Source organism: Francisella orientalis FNO12 (genome assembly GCF_001042525.2).
GTDB classification, from domain to species: Bacteria; Pseudomonadota; Gammaproteobacteria; order Francisellales; family Francisellaceae; genus Francisella; species Francisella orientalis.
The window spans coordinates 1,258,745-1,276,601 of the sequence record NZ_CP011921.2 but is presented as its reverse complement, the minus strand read 5'-3'; the positions used below and the strand labels follow the sequence as shown (position 1 = coordinate 1,276,601).

Here is a 17,857-nt window from a genome sequence, read left to right as displayed (position 1 = left end):
AAAAAAATGCCAATAATTTCTTGAAAATACAAAAACAATCACTATGTATAAAACATCTAATAAATTGTAGTATTAACAAGATTAAAATAAAAGGTTGTTTTATGGGTAAAGAAGAAAAAAATAATATTGAAGATCAAGCCTTAGATAATGAACAAGAGATAGGTCAAGAGTCTATTAGTAAAGCTATAGAAGAATTATCTATAAAAGAACAATTAGAAAGAGCAAAAGATGCAATCAAAGAATTAGAAGAAACTTGTGACTCTTTTAAAGATGAAGCTCTAAGAGCTAGGGCAGAGATGGAGAATATTCGTAAAAGAGCAGAAAGGGATGTTTCTAATGCGCGCAAGTTTGGTGTAGAAAAATTTGCCAAAGAGCTTTTGCCGATAATTGATAGTATTGAGCAAGCATTAAAGCATGAAGTAAAGCTTGAAGAAGCTATCGCTATGAAGGAAGGTATAGAATTAACTTCTAAAATGCTTGTAGATACACTTAAGAAAAATGGTCTAGAAGAGTTAGATCCAAAAGGTGAGAAGTTTGATCCAAATATTCATGAAGCAATGGCTATGATCCCTAACCCAGAACTTGAAGATAATATTATTTTTGATGTATTTCAGAAAGGTTATATGCTAAATGGTCGTGTGGTTAGAGCCGCTAAAGTAGTTATAGTAAAAAATTAAAAAAATACTTGAAAAGCTAATAGAGATACCCATCTATAAGTCGAGATTGAAAGGAAAAGTTTAAAATTAAAATAATACAGGAGAATTTCATGGGAAAAATTATAGGAATAGATTTAGGTACTACTAACTCTTGTCTTGCTATCATGGATGGTAAGAGTGCTAAAGTTATAGAAAATGCTGAAGGTCATAGAACTACACCTTCAGTTGTTGCATATACTGATAGTGGTGAAATATTAGTAGGTCAGGCAGCTAAAAGACAGGCGGTAACTAACTCTGATAATACATTCTTTGCTGTCAAGAGACTGATAGGTCGCAAGTATGATGATAAAGCTGTTCAAGATGACATTAAAAAGAAAGTGCCTTATGCGGTAGTTAAAGCTGATAATGGTGATGCTTGGGTTGCTACTAAGGATGGTAAGAAAATGGCTCCACCACAAGTATCTGCTGAAATCTTAAGAAAAATGAAAAAGACAGCAGAAGAGTTCTTGGGTGAACCAGTTACAGAAGCTGTAATTACAGTTCCTGCTTATTTTAATGATAGTCAAAGACAAGCAACAAAAGATGCCGGTAAGATTGCAGGTCTTGATGTTAAAAGAATCATCAACGAGCCTACAGCTGCAGCATTAGCTTACGGTGTTGACTCTAAAAAAGGTGAGCAAACAGTAGCAGTATATGACTTGGGTGGTGGTACTTTTGATATCTCCATTATTGAAATTGCTGATGTCGACGGTGATAGCCAAATCGAAGTGTTATCTACAAATGGTGATACATTCTTGGGAGGTGAAGATTTTGACTTAGCTTTAATGGACTACTTAATAGATGAGTTCAAAAAAGAGCAAGGCATAGATCTTCATAATGATAAGTTAGCTCTGCAAAGAGTTAGAGAAGCAGCTGAAAAAGCTAAAGTAGAGTTATCTTCAGCTCAGCAAACTGATGTGAACTTACCATATATTACGGCTGATGCTACAGGACCTAAGCATTTAAATATTAAAATCACTAGAGCTAAATTTGAATCTTTAGTTGGTGATTTAGTAGCTAGATCTTTAGAGCCTTGTAAAAAAGCTCTTGAAGATGCCGGTTTAAGCAAGTCTGATATTACGGAAGTACTGTTAGTAGGTGGACAAACGCGTATGCCTCTAGTACAAGAAAAAGTAAAAGAGTTCTTTGGTAAAGAGCCACGTAAAGATGTAAACCCTGATGAAGCCGTAGCAGTTGGAGCAGCTATTCAAGGTGGTGTATTAGCAGGTGATGTAAAAGATGTACTTTTACTAGATGTGACACCACTTTCTTTAGGTATTGAGACTATGGGTGGTGTTATGACTAAGCTTATCGAGAGAAATACTACGATTCCTACTAAAAAATCACAAGTATTCTCAACAGCGGAAGATAACCAACCAGCAGTTACTATTCATGTACTTCAAGGTGAACGTGAAATGGTTTCCGCAAATAAATCTTTAGGTAGATTTGATTTGGCGGATATTCCACCATCACCGCGTGGTATGCCACAAATTGAGGTTACATTTGATATAGATGCTAATGGTATCTTAAATGTATCTGCTAAAGATAAAGCTACTGGCAAAGAGCAAAATATTGTGATTAAGTCATCTAGCGGTATATCTGAAGAAGATATCGAAAAAATGGTACAAGATGCGGAAGCTAATGCTGAGTCAGATAAAAAGTTCCATGAGTTAGTATCTGCAAGAAATACAGCGGATAACTTAATACATAGCTCTAGAAAGGCTATAGCTGAGTTAGGCGATAAAGTAACCGCAGAAGAAAAAGAGAAAGTAGAAGAAGCTTGTAAAGATCTAGAATCTGTAGTGAAAGGTGATGATAAAGAAGCAATTGATGCTAAAACAAAAGCTCTAGAAGAAGTGTTCTCGCCAATTGCTCAAAAGGCATATGCTGAACAAGCTCAAGCTGCAGGTGCTCAAGGTGGTGCTCAAGCTGAAGAGCCAAAAAAAGATGATGACGTTGTCGATGCAGACTTTGAAGATGTTGAAGATGATAAAAAATAAATAAAATCTGAATAAGTCAACAAAGTGTGGTTTATCCACACTTTTCTTTTTGTTATAATAGTCAGTCCAAAATTTTTAGGTTAGGTAAAATGCAACAGAAATGCTATTATGAAATTTTAAATGTATCTAAAACAGCCTCAGGTGTTGAGATTAAAAGGGCTTATAGAAAGCTTGCGATGAAATACCATCCAGATCGTAATCCTGATGATAAAGAAGTAGAAATAAAATTCAAAGAGATCTCCGAAGCTTATGAAATACTAAGTGATGATACTAAAAGATCTAGGTATGATCAGTTTGGTCATGCAGGAGTTAATCAGCAAGGCGGGGCTGGTGGTGCAGGTGGCTTTGGAGGTTTTGAAGATATTTTTGATACATTCTTTGGAGGTGCTTCACGTGGATCTGGTAGGTCTAGAGCATCTAGAGGTAGTGATCTAGAATATACTATCGAGATTTCTTTAGAAGAGGCTTTTTTTGGTGTTGAAAAAGAGATAAATATACCAAGAATGGAATCTTGTGATAGTTGTGATGGTACAGGCTCTAAGTCAAAAACTAAAACAACATGTCATGCTTGTCATGGACAAGGAACAATTAGAAGACAGCAAGGTTTCTTCGCTTTTGAGCAAACTTGCCCTGTATGTAATGGTACAGGTTCAAGTATTGCTGATCCTTGCGATGATTGTTATGGCGGTGGTAAAGTTAAGAAACAAAAAACTATCAAGGTTAAGATACCTGAAGGTGTTGATAACGGTGATAGAATTAGGTTACAGGGTGAAGGTGATTCAGGATCTAACGGTTCAATGAATGGCGACTTGTATGTCCAAATTTTAGTCAAGGATCATAAAATCTTTGAAAGAAGAGATATAAACCTATATTGTGAAATGCCAATTAGTTTCACAAAAGCTTGTCTAGGTGGTGAAATAAAGGTTCCAACTCTTGATGGTGGGGTGGTACTTAAAGTTGTACCAGAAACTCAGACTGGTAAAGTATTTCGCTTAAGAGAAAGAGGAATGAAATCTCTCAGAGTTCAAAGAAGAGGGGATCTACTTTGTAAAGTAGTTGTTGAAACTCCTATTAATCTAAACTCTGAACAGAAGGAGCTATTAGAAAAGTTCGCAGATAGTTTAGGTGAGGATTATCAAAGTAAACATTCACCTAAGAGTAAAACTTGGTTTGATAATGTTAAAGATTATGCCAAGAAATTTTTTGAGTAAATATTTATAATTATTTAAATGAATCTATCTCTTTTATAGGTATGCAGTCTACTTCTAATGTTAGTTTGTTTCTAGCTATCCATAGATGACTAGGTAATTGATCATCATCTGAAATAATTTCCCCTATTGTAGTTATAATGGTAATGCTTTTTTTATTAAAATGATGTTCTGATGAAATCATCTGTATTGAGTCTGGAGAGATTTCTTTTTTAGAGGAGCTTGGAAAAGCATATTCATTTTGGCATTTAAATATAATTCCTTTTGAATTTGTTTCCCATGAGATATGTGTTAATTTGGCTGTTCCTGTACGAGCTATTTGCGAATAATTTTCTCCAAGAAATGTTATTGTTATTGTATAATCTTTTCGTTCTAACTGAGATTGATGTTCTAGGAAGCTAAAAGGAGTTACGCCTATTACTGATACAACTATAGTTATAATAAAAAGCCATTGTTTAAAGGATTTCATAAGAGAATTATTTAAGAATATTAGCCATGTACAACTTCTGTTGAAGCATAGTATGTAGTACCATCTGCAAACACTTTAATTTCTAGGTTATATTTCTCGCCAGTTTTACCTTCGCCATGATTTTTGCGACAATTAATTTTAACAATGTCCCAATCGCATGCATCACCTATAAATATTTGATTTTTTCCTGGTTCATCAATTTTTTTACTACCATAGTCAAAAACACTACAATTAGTTATTGCAGAGAGAAGTTATAATGTTGTGATAACTTTGATTTTCTACATTTGCTGGAAGAGTACCTGATTTATTGAAATTTATATCTTGAATATCAGGAGCTTTCTTATCAATATAGAGCTCTGTCATTTTGTCACTATTGCCTAAGTGAGCACAAGCAACAAGCAACAGTAAAAAAGGAGATATTATAAATAGCTTTTTCATTATGATTTCTAGTTGATTCTTTTTAGTTATGATATATTGGATTTTTAATTATAGTCAAATATAATTTTGAGAGTTTTATCAAAAGTCTGGGGTAAAAGCTATAGATCTTTTGTGATGACTACGATTATGCCAGAAGTTTATTCTTTCAAGTGCTTTCTCTGAGACTTCTTTACCATCTAGGAAATCATCAATTTCTTTGTATGAGACCCCCATTTCATCTTCATCAGTCTGGCCTTGCCATAGACCTGCAGATGGAGCTTTATCTATAATATTTTGTGGAACTTTGAGATATTTGCCTAACTCGAAGACTTGTGATTTTTTAAGATTAACAAGAGGTAGTATATCTGCTGCACCATCACCAAATTTTGTAAAGTAACCCATATACCATTCGCAGGCATTATCTGTGCCTATGACAATTCTGTTATTTTGTTGAGCATATGCATATAAATACATCATTCTAAGACGAGCTTGAGCATTACCTTTGATGACATGTTGGCGGTTATTTTGTGCGTTTGTGAAGTTAAAAGTGGACTCTATAAATGTATCATAAGCAGGTTGTATTGGAACAATATGATGTTCTATATCAAGATTTTTAATGAGCTCTAGTCCATCTTTCATATCTTGATCTTGATTATTTTTTGATGGTAGTATTAGTGCTGTTGTAGGTAATCCAGTTTTAACTGCTAAAGATGCTGCTACTGCTGAATCTATGCCACCACTAATGCCAATCACAAAACCTTCAGCAGGATAGTTTATACAAATTTTTTTTAACCATTCTATTAATTTTTTAGAATACTCTTTTGCAATGAAATTTTTTATTATTTTCATATTAGATTGCCTTTAACTAAGATTTTAATTTTGAGAGATTTTATCATAACAACAAATTATTTATTACTAAGATAATGTGTTTAGGTTATTGAAAGGTCACTACTTATCAAAAGCAGGGTTATCATAATGAGGATCTATGTAGTTATCAACATTGTAACCAGCACCTAGAGCTTGGTATAGATTGACAATACTTATCAAAGATTTTAGCTTTGCTTGATTTACCTGCATTTGTTGATAAAGTACATTAAGAGTAATATCTGTATACTGTGCTTTGCTAATAGCGCCAGAACTATACTTTTTAGAGAATATACTTTCTTGTCTTTCTGTTGATTTCAGAGAAACTGTTTGTTTCGTATAATTTTTTTCATTTGCAGATCTTTCAGATAGAGTATCATCAACATCTTGGAATGCTTTTTGTAGAGTACTAATATAGTCATAATATGCTTGGTAGAATTGTGCTTTAGCTTTATCACTATCTGCAAGAATGCTCAAATTAAATATTGGTACAGCTGTTACAGCTTCAGCTGCCCATGCCCAAGCATTCATGGTTGCAAGCTCTCCAAGAGCAAGGGTTGCGTTTCCAAAAGTTCCTGTTAGATCTATGCTCGGGAAGAATTGAGATCGAGCTAAACCTATATTTGCATTAGCTGTTTGTAACTTATATTCAGCAATAGCTACATCGGGTCTATTTTCTAATACTTGGGAAGGCATATTAACAGGCACCTTAACATCAGCATCTATATCATTTAGCATTCTTGATGTTACTATCTTACCGGGATTTCTTCCCATTAATATTTTGAGAGTGTTTTGGAAATGGACTATATTATTCTTGATCATATCCACTTTCCCTTTTTGAGCTTCAAGCTGTTGTCTGATAACCTCTTCTAACATTGGAGATGTTGCCCCAAGTTTATGTTGATTTTTAGCATAATAGAAAAGTAACTCAAGTTGATTAACCATTTGAGTTTGTAATTTTAATTGTTCTTGAGCTGCAATTAATGAGAAATATGCTGCACTAACCTGACTTATGATTGATAGTCTAGTAGTGTTTTTAAGGTTGACTTGCATCTTTTTGCTTAATCTAGAAATTTCTCCTAATTTAAACTGTCTAGCAATATTTATTGTATAACTAGGGATTATACCTACTAAAGAGCCATCAGCAGTTTGGGTGCCAACATTGTTAAGTTGAGGTATGCTTGAATTTGAATTAATATCAAAAGCTTGAGCTACAAATCCACCACCTCCAACACTTGTTGTAGGTAACCAACCATAGTTAGCTTTATTTATTTCTGCATTAGCTTGGAGGATATTTCCTATAGAAACTTGTAATTTATTGTTATCTTTTAGTGCTGTGGTTATAAGGTTATTTAATATTGGATCGTGAAACTCTCTCCACCATGCAATTTTTGTAAGATTCCAGTTTTTCGTTATTTCGACATTCTTATCTTGGCTATTCCATAGAGCTGGTGCTTTAACTTCAGGTCTTTCATATTTCGGATCGAAAAAGCTACAACTAGATATTAAGAATGTCGTTGTAATCAATACTGATGAAATAATTTTATTTTTAATCATAGTAGTCACCTATAAAGTATCTACTTTTACTATTGTACTGGCACCAACCCTCAAAGGATATTTAGTGTCATTTTTTAGTACTATTTTTACTGGAAAGCGTTGCGTAACTTTAACCCAGTTACCAGAGGCATTTTCAGGTGGCAGCAGTGAAAATACCGAACCAGTTGCGTAGCTAATACTATTCACCGTACCTGTATAAGTATGACTATACATATCTAGTTCAATTTTTACTGATTGTCCAGGTTTGATTCTATCAAGATCAGTTTCTTTAAAGTTGGCATCTATCCACCACGTTTTGTTATCAATGAAACCAAATAATGGTTGTCCAGTAGAAACAAGTTGCCCTTTATATATTTTTAGGTTTGAAACATAACCATCGTCTGGAGCAATAAGAGTTGTATAGCTTAGATTTAGACTAGCATTATCGTATCCAACTTTTGCAGCACCAACTTGAGCTTTTGCTATTTCTACTTGTACAAGAGCTTGTTTCAGAGATGAATATGCTTCATCCTTAGCTTTTTCTGCTTGTATTTTTTGATTTATGTATTTTTGAGCATCTTGTAGAGATCCTGCATCTTCTTTATAGAGTTTTATATATCTATCAGCCATACTTGTAGCTGTATCAAGCGATGATTGAGCTTTGGTGAGATTTGATTTTGCAACACTTACTTGCTCCTGGGCTACAGCTAATTGCCCTTTAGCTTGAATAATTTTTGCGTTTGCATTTGCAACTTGTAGTTGATAGTCTTTAGGATCTATTTGTACTAGCTTATCGCCTTCATGTACATACTGGTTGTTTTGTACATAAACTTTTTCAATATATCCACCAACCTTAGGTGATATGTTAATTACATCAGCATTTACATATGCATTATCAGTATTTGGAAAAACTTTATTATATTTATAGTATCCATAGATACTAAGTGTTGTTAAAGTAATTATACCAAGTCCAATAGCTATTTTCTTAGGTGAAAATTTTGATTCTTTTTTCACATTCTGTTCTTGCTTTTTTTCCGGTATCTGAGTATCAAGTATTTTTTCTTCTGTCATTTTAAATTATTCCTATAATAAAATTAATGCATTGCTTGAACAGCAGCGTCTTTAGGAGGTTCTTTTAATAAAAATGGTACTATAGCTAATAAGAGGCTAAGAATACCTACAACATAAAAAGAGTTAACGTAGCTTAATAAACTGCTTTGATGCAGTACTTGTTGTTTTGCTATAGCTATGGCCTCTGTATTATTTGCGATCGGTAATGTATTTGTCCAAGCTTGAAAGCTATTATTCATATATGAAATATTTTGTGATAATTCTTGATATGTAGTTTGTTGATTTCTTGATATAAAAGTCGCCACAAAAGCAGTACCCACGGAACTACCAAAATTCCTGAAAAAGTTAAAAGAACCAGACATATCTCCCATATCTTCATCAGCTACTCCAACTACAAGTACGCTCATAAATGGAACAAAAAACATCATTATTCCAGGTCCTTGAATAGCGGTAGTTAAGACTATGCCAAACTCACTTGCTGTCGGTGAGAAGCTTGCTTGCATTAGACAAGATGCTCCAAATGTAAGCATTCCTAAGCTGATAGTAGTTCTAATACCTAGTTTTTTTACTAAGAAGTTTTGAGTTATTACAGCGCCAAAAATTGCAGCAACTCCTCTAGGAGCAGTAATATAACCTGCTAAATCAACAGGATAACCATATACTTGTTGTAGCATTGTTGGTAAGTATGCCATAGCAGCAGAAAACAATAATACAAACATAAAACATAAAAAACATGCTAGGATAAAGTTGAAATTTTTAAATATTCTAAATTTTACTACGGAAGAATATATTAAACCTCTCCAAATAAAAAATCCTAGTGAAACAATAGATATACTCAAAAGTATAATCATTTCTATAGAAGAGAACCAATCATTAGTATTTCCATTATCAATAAAAAGTTCTAGACATCCAACACCAATAGCCATAAAGCCAAAACTGATATAGTCTATTTTGATTTTTTTAATTTTAGTTGCATCCATCATGAAGAAAATGATCACAAAAGCAACTATACAAAGAGGTACGTTTACATAGAAAATCCATTCCCATGACATGTTTTCACAAATAGCACCACCAAGTACAGGCCCAATAATCGGACCCATAACGATAACCATGCTATATACAGTCATCATTTTATTGTATTCTTCATTTCTAAAATTTGTAGAGATGTATGTTTGAGCTATTGATGGTAAAAATGCTCCTCCCATACCTTGAAAGGCTCTAAATACAATCATTTCTGCTAGAGATGTTGATAAACCACACATAATAGATGATATACCAAAAATTACAGATGAAACTAAAGCAACTCTTTTAATGCCATATTTTTCTATAATTAAACCCGATAATAGTATAAAAATTGCAGCGGTAACAATATATACCGTAGTTACATCGGCAATAGTTTCAACATTTGCTCCTATTGCCCCCATGATTTGAGGAATAGCAACTACCACGATTGTTAAGTCAACAATTTCAGCTAATGCTAGCAAGCTTATTGCTAACGCAACTATTGTTCTTTTTTGACTCCAAAAGCCAATTTTTGTTGTGTTATCAGTCTGCATAATTTATATATTTTATAATCAAAGCACAGCTAATATACTATAGTTTTTAGCTATGTTATTAAGAAAATTAATTTTACAGTTTATTTTATTGTAGAATTATTGCAGACTTCTACCAATGTATTATAGCATTATATGGACAATAAATAGTGAAAAACGGCCGAAATGTTATTGATGTTGAAATATCAAATTATGGCCAGTGGCTTGATGGGCCCTCAATAATAGCTATAAAAGGTGGAAATACTTCTGATAGTGAAAACAAAATAAGTAATCAAGAAACTGACTGGCACGACCACTCACTAGGTAAAATATTTTGTATTGAGTCCGGTGTACATGTAAGTACTCCTGATGGATCATGGGTACTTCCGTCTAATAGAGTAGGATAGATCCCTCCAAATACATCTCATAAAATTCGCATAAGTGGATTAGTAACTGGTTGGGTTATTTTTATATTGCCATGCTTATGTGATGAAATGCCTAAAAGTTCGAGAGTAATTCCGATGAGTGAGGTGCTTAGAGCTCTTGCTCTTAGAGCAACAGAATGGGATAAACAACAAATGCTAACATCAGATCAAGAGAATATTGCGAAAATTATATGTAATGAAATTAGCTCAGCTCCAGAAGAAGCTCTTCATTTACCTATGCCAAAAACTGATAGTGCTTTAAAAGTAGCTAATGCAATTATTGATAATCTATCAATAACAACAAGTCTAGAGCAATGGGCCTCATTTGGAGCGATGTCGGCTAGAACATTAAGAAGAATCTTTTTGTCTGAAACTGGTCTTAGTTTTTCTCATTGGCGTCAGCAGGCTCAGTTAGCACGTGGGCTTGATATGCTAGCAAAAGATATATCTGTTACTGAAGTCTCTGATTCGCTTGGGTACGCATCTCCAAGTAATTTTATAGTGATGTTTCGCAAAGCTTTTGGTAAAACACCAAAACAATATTTTTTCAGCAAGAATTAATGAGAATTTTATAAAAAATCTTTTTTTAACTTTTTAATATCTATTTTACCTGTATTATTTTTAGGTAAAGTTTCGACAAAAATACAAGATTTAGGAACTTTATAGCCAGCTAACTTTTCCTTACAGTGCTTTATAATATCATCTTCAGTTGCTTTGGAACCTTTTTCTAAGGATATAAAAGCAATAGCTCTCTCCCCAGAAGTTTTAGACTCAACTCCTGTAACCGCTACTTCTTTCACATAGTCTAGTTTAAGTATACATATTTCAACTTCACGAGGGTAAACATTAAATCCTGACACAATAATCATATTCTTGAGTCTATCAGATATAGTTAGGCGTCCTTTTTTATCGATGTATCCTATATCACCAGTTTTTAACCAACCATTATCAGTAAAGTATAGTTCATTATTTTGTTTATCATTCCAGAAACCACGACATTTTTGAGGGCCTTTAAGCCAAATTTCTCCCTCTTTATAACACTCATTAATTTCTTGTTGTGTTTCAATATCTCTAATACTAAGGCCTGTACCTGGAATAGGGTAGCCACAAGTGCCGAAGTAATCATCTTCTGACTCATTAAACTTGTTTAAAGTAATAGCTGGTGACATTTCCGTCATACCATATCCTTCTTTAAGTTCGACACCTGTTCTATCTAGCCAGTGTAAATATATTTTACGAGAAATAGGCATACCACCACTTAAAGAGTATTGATATCTAGTTTTATTTATCTTTTCAAAATCAGGATGCTCTAACATGATCATATAAAAAGTATTAAGACCATTGAATATAGTAAACTCATTTTTTGACATAGTTTTTATTAGATCTTTAATATCTCTAGCATTAGGAATCAAAACATTTTTTGCTCCAGCAAAGAAAAAACATAATAAGTTCGCACTCAAAGAGAATATGTGATAAAGAGGTAGAGCTGTTATTATGACCTGATTAGACATATCCATATCATGCTTTACCCATGCCCATATCTGCTGAATATTTGAGGCAAGATTATTATGCGTTAATATAGCTCCTTTGGGTTTGCCAGTAGTACCACTTGAATATTGTAAACATAATATATCTTCTCTATCTATTTCAGGTTTTTTATATAGTTTTTTATCAGCTTTAATAGCTTTACTAAAAGGTATAAAAATATTTTTATTGTATTTAGGTTTATCTTTTATTAAGTTTTTTGATACAAAGCCGATAATCTGCTTTTTGGGGAATGGATATAAATCAGCAATATTTGTAACAATAACATTTTCTAATGAGTTAATATTTACTTTAGCTTTTTGTATATGATGAGCGAACATATCCAATACAATTGCTGCTTTAATATCACAGTTGTTAAAGATTGATTCAAGTTCATCAGCCGTATATAAAGGATTGGTATTGACAAAAATAGCGCTAATCTTAATACAGGCAAATAAGCAGACAGTAAATTGTAAGCAGTTAGGCAGCACAATAGCTATTCTATCACCTTTTTGAATATTCAGATCATTCTGTAAGAAACTCGCGACACTAGTAGCTAAGTCATCAAGTTCACAGAATGTTAAATTTACATCATGACATGAAACAGCATCTCTATATGGAAATTGTATAATTGTATTTTCGTATAGATCTAAAATTGTATATTGATTTTCTTGAATATCTGCTGGAGCATATTCTGGATAGTTTGATATCCAAGTTTTATTAGAAAATGTACTCATAGTAAATAAGATTTTTCATCATTAGTAGTTATTCTAGCAAAAATACAACGTATTAAAATAATTTTAGGATATTAAATTCATTAAGGAGTAATAGGTTTCAGTATTTATGGCTACGTAACTTTAATTACCACGCTAGGAGCATCTGCTCTATGATCATCAGTAACTTCTATTCTTTTTATGTATCTATTAAGAATAGGTGTCATAATAATCATTATGATAGTAACTATTAGTATGGATATTGCAACATATCCAAATACAGATGTGTAAGTATCTAAACTTTGTTGACTAGTTATAGTATTGTCAAATAGAGGAAGTGCTATAAATGATCCTATATATGATGCTAGGTAAGAAGCAACCATTGTCGCAAGGAACCAGAATCCCATCACAAAGCCTGATATGGCAGCCGGACATAGTTCAGCAACCATTGCTAATCCTAATCCAGATATTAATAATTCTCCTAAAGATGAGCTAGCATAAGTTAGAATTAACCAGTATCCTGAAATAATTCCATCTGTAGCAAAATATTTTGTGCAATAAAGAATAGCATATGAGACAAACATAAGGGCAATACCTATACTAAACTTAGTCGCATGTGTCATCTTACTTTTTTTATACAAAATCGCAAGCACAGGAGATAGTATCATTAACCATAGAGGATTTAGAAGTTGGTATTGCGCAGCAGGGACATGCCATCCAAATATAGATAAATCAACATTATGTAGGGCAAAAAATGTTAGAGTTGTTGGCATCTGGAAATACAATGCATAGAAGAAGATTGCTTCAATAATTAGTACTAAAGCGACTAACATTCTATTTCTTTCATATGGCTTAAGTTTTAGAGCTATTTCTAAGAAATAGATTGTAGCTAATATAACTACAATAGCAGTAATTGAAATACATAGTCCGGTATTCGGAAGTATATTTGCTATCAGTAATATTAAGATAATACTCGCAACTATTACGTATGCCAAATTTGCAATATTTAAGGGCTTTTTACTTGCTTCTGAACCTAAGTTTTCTAGCTGTCGGTAAAACATTATAAAACCAACTATACCGATAAATAAACCGATACCACAAATCACAAAGGCTTCAACATATCCATAAGTTTGAGATATTACAGGAGTTAAAGCCATACATAATAACCCTCCCATATTAATAGCAAGGTAGTAAAGAGTCATTGCGCTATTTAGACGACCATCTCCTTTATCAAACATTTTAGATATTAAGGAAGAAGGATTTGCTTTGAATAGTGAATTACCGACTATGATACCTGCAAATATGTAATATATTGATTTTTCATTAGCAAAGATAAAACTTAGGTATGATAGACAAAGAATTATTGCGCCAATTAATATTGTGCGCTTGGTTCCGAGGACTTTGTCGCCAATAATTCCGCCTACCCATATAAATCCATAGGTAAAAGCAAAGAAAGAGCCCATTAGATAAATGGTTTCTAGTTCGCTAAGATGTAATTGCTGTGTGAAATACAAAGCAATAATTGCCTGGAAGCCATAAAATCCAAATCTTTCCCAGAATTCAATGGCCCAAACTATCCAAAAAGGACGAGATAGGGTGCGATAATTTTTGTCCATGAATATTCTTCCTGAAAATTAACAGTATTAAGATACTTAATTAAAGCATTACAATAGGCGTTTTGCAATAATTATATGTTGAGTAAATTTACTATTTAATAAAGTTAATTATTGAAAGAATATTTATAGGAGCAGTCTCTGCTTTGAGTATTCTTTTACCTAAATTAATAGTATTGAAACCGTTAATTTTAAATAGTTCCTTTTCTTTTTTGCTAAAACCACCTTCTGGACCTATGAAAATATTAAAATTATTGTGAGTTTTGATAAGATTTTCAAAATTATTAGGAGTATTAGAATATGGGCAAAGAGTTATATTCATATCACTATCTAATAGCTGTACAGTATTAGTTTCAACGGGATTATGAATTTTAGGTATAAATACTCTTTCGCATTGTTCTGCGGCAGAGATAGCTATTTTATTCCAGCGTTCTAATTTTTTATCAAATCCTTTTTTATCAAATTTGTGGTTTGTGTACTCGGTTATGGTAGGATAAATATTATTTACTCCAAGCTCTGTGGCTTTTTGTATGATAAGTTCAAAATTTTCATTTTTGATAATAGCTTGATAGATATTTACAATATAACTATTTTCATTATGTATTTCTTTTTTTTCTATTACGTCCAACAATATATTTTTATTGTTTATGTCGATAATTTGTGTCTTATATTGTAGGCCATCATCATTATTGAATAACTCTATGAAATCAGATTTTTTAAGTCTAAGCACATTTTTAAAGTAGTTATAATATTCACCAGTAATAGATAGTTTCGTTGTTTGTATCGAAATATCTGCAAAAAAACCTCGAATAGTTCTCATAAAATTAAAATTTGATAAAATATTGTTTCTTATTATAAATTCAGAATCATTTAAAAAGTAGGGTATATTTATGAGTATTTTTAATAAAAGTTTTTTGACTAATCTTGTTGCCGCAGTATTGGCGATATTAGGATGGTATTTTGCTGAGGAACACGTTAAGAATATTGGGTTTTACGCGCTATCAGGGGCTTTAACTAATTGGATAGCGATATATATGCTTTTTGAAAAAATTCCTTTTCTCTATGGCTCTGGAATAATTCCTAACAAGTTTGAAAGCTTTAAGAAAGCGATAAAAAAAATGATTATGGAACAATTTTTCTCTCAAGCTAACCTTAACAAATTTCTTAGTAATGATGAGATAAAAAGGTATATCGCAAATAATATAGCTACAAAAATAGATTATAACAAAATCTTTGATAGTTTTGTTGAGATATTAATGGATAGTAAATATGGCTCAATGATTGAAATGTTTTTAGGTGGTAAAAATGGGTTAGAAGGATTGCGTAAACCTTTTATTAGTAAGCTTGATGCAAAAGTTATTGAGCTTTTGGGTAATTTAAACATAGATACTAATAGTGTTTCCCAAAAAGCATTAGAAAAAATAGAAAGACTTATAGATGCAAGATTAGATGAGCTGACACCACAGATGGTTAAAGAGATTATTCAAAAAATAATTCGTGAGCACCTTGATTGGCTTGTTGTGTGGGGAGGTGTATTTGGAGGTATAATAGGATTGGTTGCCAGTTTTATTGCTTAACTGCCAATAATGATTGAATACTATTTGTGGGTATAGTTTTTTCTCTTTGCTCTATTTGTTTATTTTTATGTTTTTCCTTTTGGAGATTTTCTAATAACCATGGTTTTAATTGAGAAAATATATGCACTAAAGCATCATTTGTCATTTTAGCATACTCATCAGAAGTTACATTATCATTATCAAATTTATGGTGATACTTTATGGTTTTTATTTTTGTATATCCTGTTCTTTCATTCTTTAAGTAAAAAGTAATATAGAAAAAGAATTGTTTGTTATCTAAGTCTAATATAGGTCCGTAAGTAGTGGTTCCGGATAATGTAAACTCTTGTCTAATATTAATATCTTGGAACGCAAGATTATTAACAATATTATTATCAAGAATGTATTCAAATACTGCTACAGTCAGCATCTTTGATACAGGTAAAGCCCACTCACTATTTTTAAAAGTATATAGTCTATTACCTTTAACATAAAACATTTGTGTAGATTTAGAAGCTTGAGTTTGAATATTGTATATAAGTAAGGTTGTACTAATATCCGCATCTTTAGTATCAGGAAGCTTATTAGCTTCTATCTGTTGATTGTATATTACATACGGCTTTTTTGTAGGTACCTCTAGAGGATCTCCAAATATAGAAAAAGCTAATAATTGAAAAGGTATAAGTATTATAGTAAATAAAATTATATATTTTTTCATTATTCTAGTCCTCGTCGTTATGAGTCACGCCTCTAACAATTGTTGATGGATCATAATCAAGTATGCTTATCACTCTGTTAAGTCGACTAAATGTTTCCTGACCCTCTAACATAGTGTCATTAAAATTCATAAGAGTTCTGTTAAAGTATATTGATGAATTACTTAAATTATACAATAGAATATTTAAGCTATCAGCAAACTCATTAAATCTTTGAATGTTTTCTTGAGACATCATTTTATTAAATTTACTAGAAATTTCTTCGAGAGAGCCTGCAATCCCATTTACTTTATTCAAAATAGTTTCAAGTTGTGAAGGTTTTGATTTTATTTCTGGTATTTTGCCTTTTTTTAAATCTATTAAGTCTAAGCTAGTATTTTTTTCTGAAATATCTAAAGAGAGCTCAACTTTAGATTGACCTGTAATACCTACGCTTTGTAAAGTTGCTACTGTCTGTTTATATATTGGAATTTGACTGTTTATTTTCATATAAACACTAACAAGTTTGGGATTTTCCTTATTTATTGAAATATCGGATACTTTACCAATATTAAAACCTTTATATGAGACATCAGAGCCTACATTTAGACCAGAAATGCTCTTGAAATTCGTAACGAATGTTGTGGTGTCTTGGTTTTTAAATCCTCCTGATAGGAAGAAACCTATAAATACCATTACAAATACCATAAAAATTACGAATAGTCCTGCAATTAGGTTTTTTATACTATTTTCATTCATTTATAAGCGCCTAATACTTACTATCATTATGTGAGTCAAAAAACTTTCTAATACTTTCATACTGAGTTTGTTGTGATACAAATTCGACAGTATCATGTAGCATTATTTTCTTTTCATCCATGTATATAATATCATCAACAATATGCCAAATAGTGCTTAAATCATGAGTAATCATAACTACTGACATTTTAAGCTCTTCTTTTAGATATAAAATAAGATCATCCATAGCTCTAGCAGAGTAAGGGTCTAATCCTGCATTCGGTTCATCTAGAAATACAACTTTAGGATCTAAAACAATAGTTCTGGCTAGAGCAACTCTTTTGAGCATACCACCACTTATTTCTGAAGGATATTTGTTAAATGCTTCTTCTTTTAATCCAACTATCTTTAGTTTGATAATAGCTATATCCGTCAAAACATCTAAAGGAAGGTTTGTGTGTTGCTTTAGTGAGAATATTACATTTTGTAAGTTTGTTAAAGATGAAAAAAGAGCACAATGTTGAAACATCATACTCATTGTGCTAGATATCTCTTTACGTTTGATCGGATTATCTGCTAGTTTTGAGATTTCTTGACCTAATAAGAAAATTTTACCAGAATATATTGGTTGTAACATTAAAATTTCTCGCATCAAAGTCGTTTTACCACAACCACTAGCGCCGATAATACAGCTGATTTTTTCAAAAGGTATGTCTAAGTTCAGATCTTTATGAATCCACTCTTTACCAAATTTTGTACTTAAATCTCTTACTTGAATTAGGCTTTCACGCATCTTTTTCT

Annotated in this window: 16 protein-coding genes and 1 pseudogene; 5 read left to right on the top strand and 12 right to left on the bottom strand. The window is 32.2% G+C overall.

Going from position 1 to position 17,857, the window contains the following annotated elements; genetic code table 11:
* Positions 1 to 101: 101 nt before the first annotated feature.
* From grpE to dnaJ, 3 genes are all read left to right on the top strand, one after another.
* Positions 102 to 677: a nucleotide exchange factor GrpE gene (grpE, locus tag FNO12_RS06605; RefSeq protein WP_014714551.1), complete on the top strand. Its 576-nt coding sequence runs from the start codon at positions 102 to 104 to the stop codon at positions 675 to 677.
* 89 nt (positions 678 to 766) lie between these two features.
* The gene (dnaK, locus tag FNO12_RS06600; protein ID WP_014714552.1) at positions 767 to 2,695 is read left to right on the top strand and encodes a molecular chaperone DnaK; all 1,929 of its coding nucleotides are present in this window, start codon (positions 767 to 769) and stop codon (positions 2,693 to 2,695) included.
* 89 nt (positions 2,696 to 2,784) lie between these two features.
* A complete protein-coding gene (gene dnaJ, locus FNO12_RS06595) occupies positions 2,785 to 3,906 on the top strand; it encodes a molecular chaperone DnaJ (protein ID WP_014714553.1) in 1,122 nt (373 codons plus the stop codon).
* Between the two features lie 10 nt (positions 3,907 to 3,916).
* Here the strand turns inward: dnaJ and FNO12_RS06590 are convergent, their stop codons facing one another.
* The 6 genes from FNO12_RS06590 to FNO12_RS06565 form a co-directional block, all read right to left on the bottom strand.
* Positions 3,917 to 4,372: a hypothetical protein gene (locus FNO12_RS06590; RefSeq protein WP_030005690.1), complete on the bottom strand. Its 456-nt coding sequence runs from the start codon at positions 4,370 to 4,372 to the stop codon at positions 3,917 to 3,919.
* A 231-nt stretch (positions 4,373 to 4,603) separates the two neighbouring features.
* Positions 4,604 to 4,810, bottom strand: a complete 207-nt coding sequence (locus FNO12_RS10935) for a hypothetical protein (protein ID WP_014714555.1) — start codon at positions 4,808 to 4,810, stop codon at positions 4,604 to 4,606.
* 78 nt (positions 4,811 to 4,888) lie between these two features.
* Positions 4,889 to 5,638 carry an NAD(+) synthase gene (gene nadE, locus FNO12_RS06580; RefSeq protein WP_014714556.1) on the bottom strand — a complete coding sequence of 250 codons (750 nt, stop codon included), beginning with the start codon at positions 5,636 to 5,638 and terminating at the stop codon, positions 4,889 to 4,891.
* A 99-nt stretch (positions 5,639 to 5,737) separates the two neighbouring features.
* A complete protein-coding gene (locus FNO12_RS06575; RefSeq protein WP_030005689.1) occupies positions 5,738 to 7,210 on the bottom strand; it encodes an efflux transporter outer membrane subunit in 1,473 nt (490 codons plus the stop codon).
* A 9-nt stretch (positions 7,211 to 7,219) separates the two neighbouring features.
* On the bottom strand, positions 7,220 to 8,260 hold the full coding sequence (locus tag FNO12_RS06570) for an HlyD family secretion protein (protein ID WP_014714557.1): 1,041 nt from the start codon (positions 8,258 to 8,260) through the stop codon (positions 7,220 to 7,222).
* Between the two features lie 23 nt (positions 8,261 to 8,283).
* Positions 8,284 to 9,816: an MDR family MFS transporter gene (locus FNO12_RS06565; protein ID WP_014714558.1), complete on the bottom strand. Its 1,533-nt coding sequence runs from the start codon at positions 9,814 to 9,816 to the stop codon at positions 8,284 to 8,286.
* A 146-nt stretch (positions 9,817 to 9,962) separates the two neighbouring features.
* Here FNO12_RS06565 and FNO12_RS06560 point away from each other — a divergent pair.
* A pseudogene (locus tag FNO12_RS06560) lies at positions 9,963 to 10,778 on the top strand (AraC family transcriptional regulator).
* An 8-nt stretch (positions 10,779 to 10,786) separates the two neighbouring features.
* Here FNO12_RS06560 and FNO12_RS06555 read toward each other — a convergent pair.
* From FNO12_RS06555 to FNO12_RS06545, 3 genes are all read right to left on the bottom strand, one after another.
* On the bottom strand, positions 10,787 to 12,478 hold the full coding sequence (locus FNO12_RS06555; protein WP_014714559.1) for a long-chain-fatty-acid--CoA ligase: 1,692 nt from the start codon (positions 12,476 to 12,478) through the stop codon (positions 10,787 to 10,789).
* Between the two features lie 110 nt (positions 12,479 to 12,588).
* Positions 12,589 to 14,070 carry an oligopeptide:H+ symporter gene (locus FNO12_RS06550; RefSeq protein ID WP_014714560.1) on the bottom strand — a complete coding sequence of 494 codons (1,482 nt, stop codon included), beginning with the start codon at positions 14,068 to 14,070 and terminating at the stop codon, positions 12,589 to 12,591.
* A gap of 91 nt (positions 14,071 to 14,161) precedes the next feature.
* Positions 14,162 to 14,887, bottom strand: a complete 726-nt coding sequence (locus FNO12_RS06545; RefSeq protein ID WP_014714561.1) for a 16S rRNA (uracil(1498)-N(3))-methyltransferase — start codon at positions 14,885 to 14,887, stop codon at positions 14,162 to 14,164.
* A 70-nt stretch (positions 14,888 to 14,957) separates the two neighbouring features.
* Between FNO12_RS06545 and FNO12_RS06540 the strand changes: the two genes are divergently transcribed.
* Positions 14,958 to 15,644, top strand: coding sequence for a DUF445 domain-containing protein (locus FNO12_RS06540; RefSeq protein WP_014714562.1), 687 nt, complete (start codon positions 14,958 to 14,960; stop codon positions 15,642 to 15,644).
* Here the strand turns inward: FNO12_RS06540 and FNO12_RS06535 are convergent.
* Genes FNO12_RS06535 through FNO12_RS06525 form a run of 3 tightly spaced genes read right to left on the bottom strand, consistent with a single transcriptional unit; the run spans position 15,634 to position 17,849 of the window.
* Positions 15,634 to 16,341 carry a hypothetical protein gene (locus FNO12_RS06535; RefSeq protein WP_014714563.1) on the bottom strand — a complete coding sequence of 236 codons (708 nt, stop codon included), beginning with the start codon at positions 16,339 to 16,341 and terminating at the stop codon, positions 15,634 to 15,636. The genes FNO12_RS06540 and FNO12_RS06535 overlap by 11 nt on opposite strands.
* Before the next feature lie 4 nt (positions 16,342 to 16,345).
* The gene (locus FNO12_RS06530) at positions 16,346 to 17,077 is read right to left on the bottom strand and encodes an MlaD family protein (protein ID WP_014714564.1); all 732 of its coding nucleotides are present in this window, start codon (positions 17,075 to 17,077) and stop codon (positions 16,346 to 16,348) included.
* Positions 17,078 to 17,087: 10 nt separating this feature from the next.
* On the bottom strand, positions 17,088 to 17,849 hold the full coding sequence (locus tag FNO12_RS06525; protein WP_014714565.1) for an ABC transporter ATP-binding protein: 762 nt from the start codon (positions 17,847 to 17,849) through the stop codon (positions 17,088 to 17,090).
* Positions 17,850 to 17,857 lie beyond the last annotated feature (8 nt).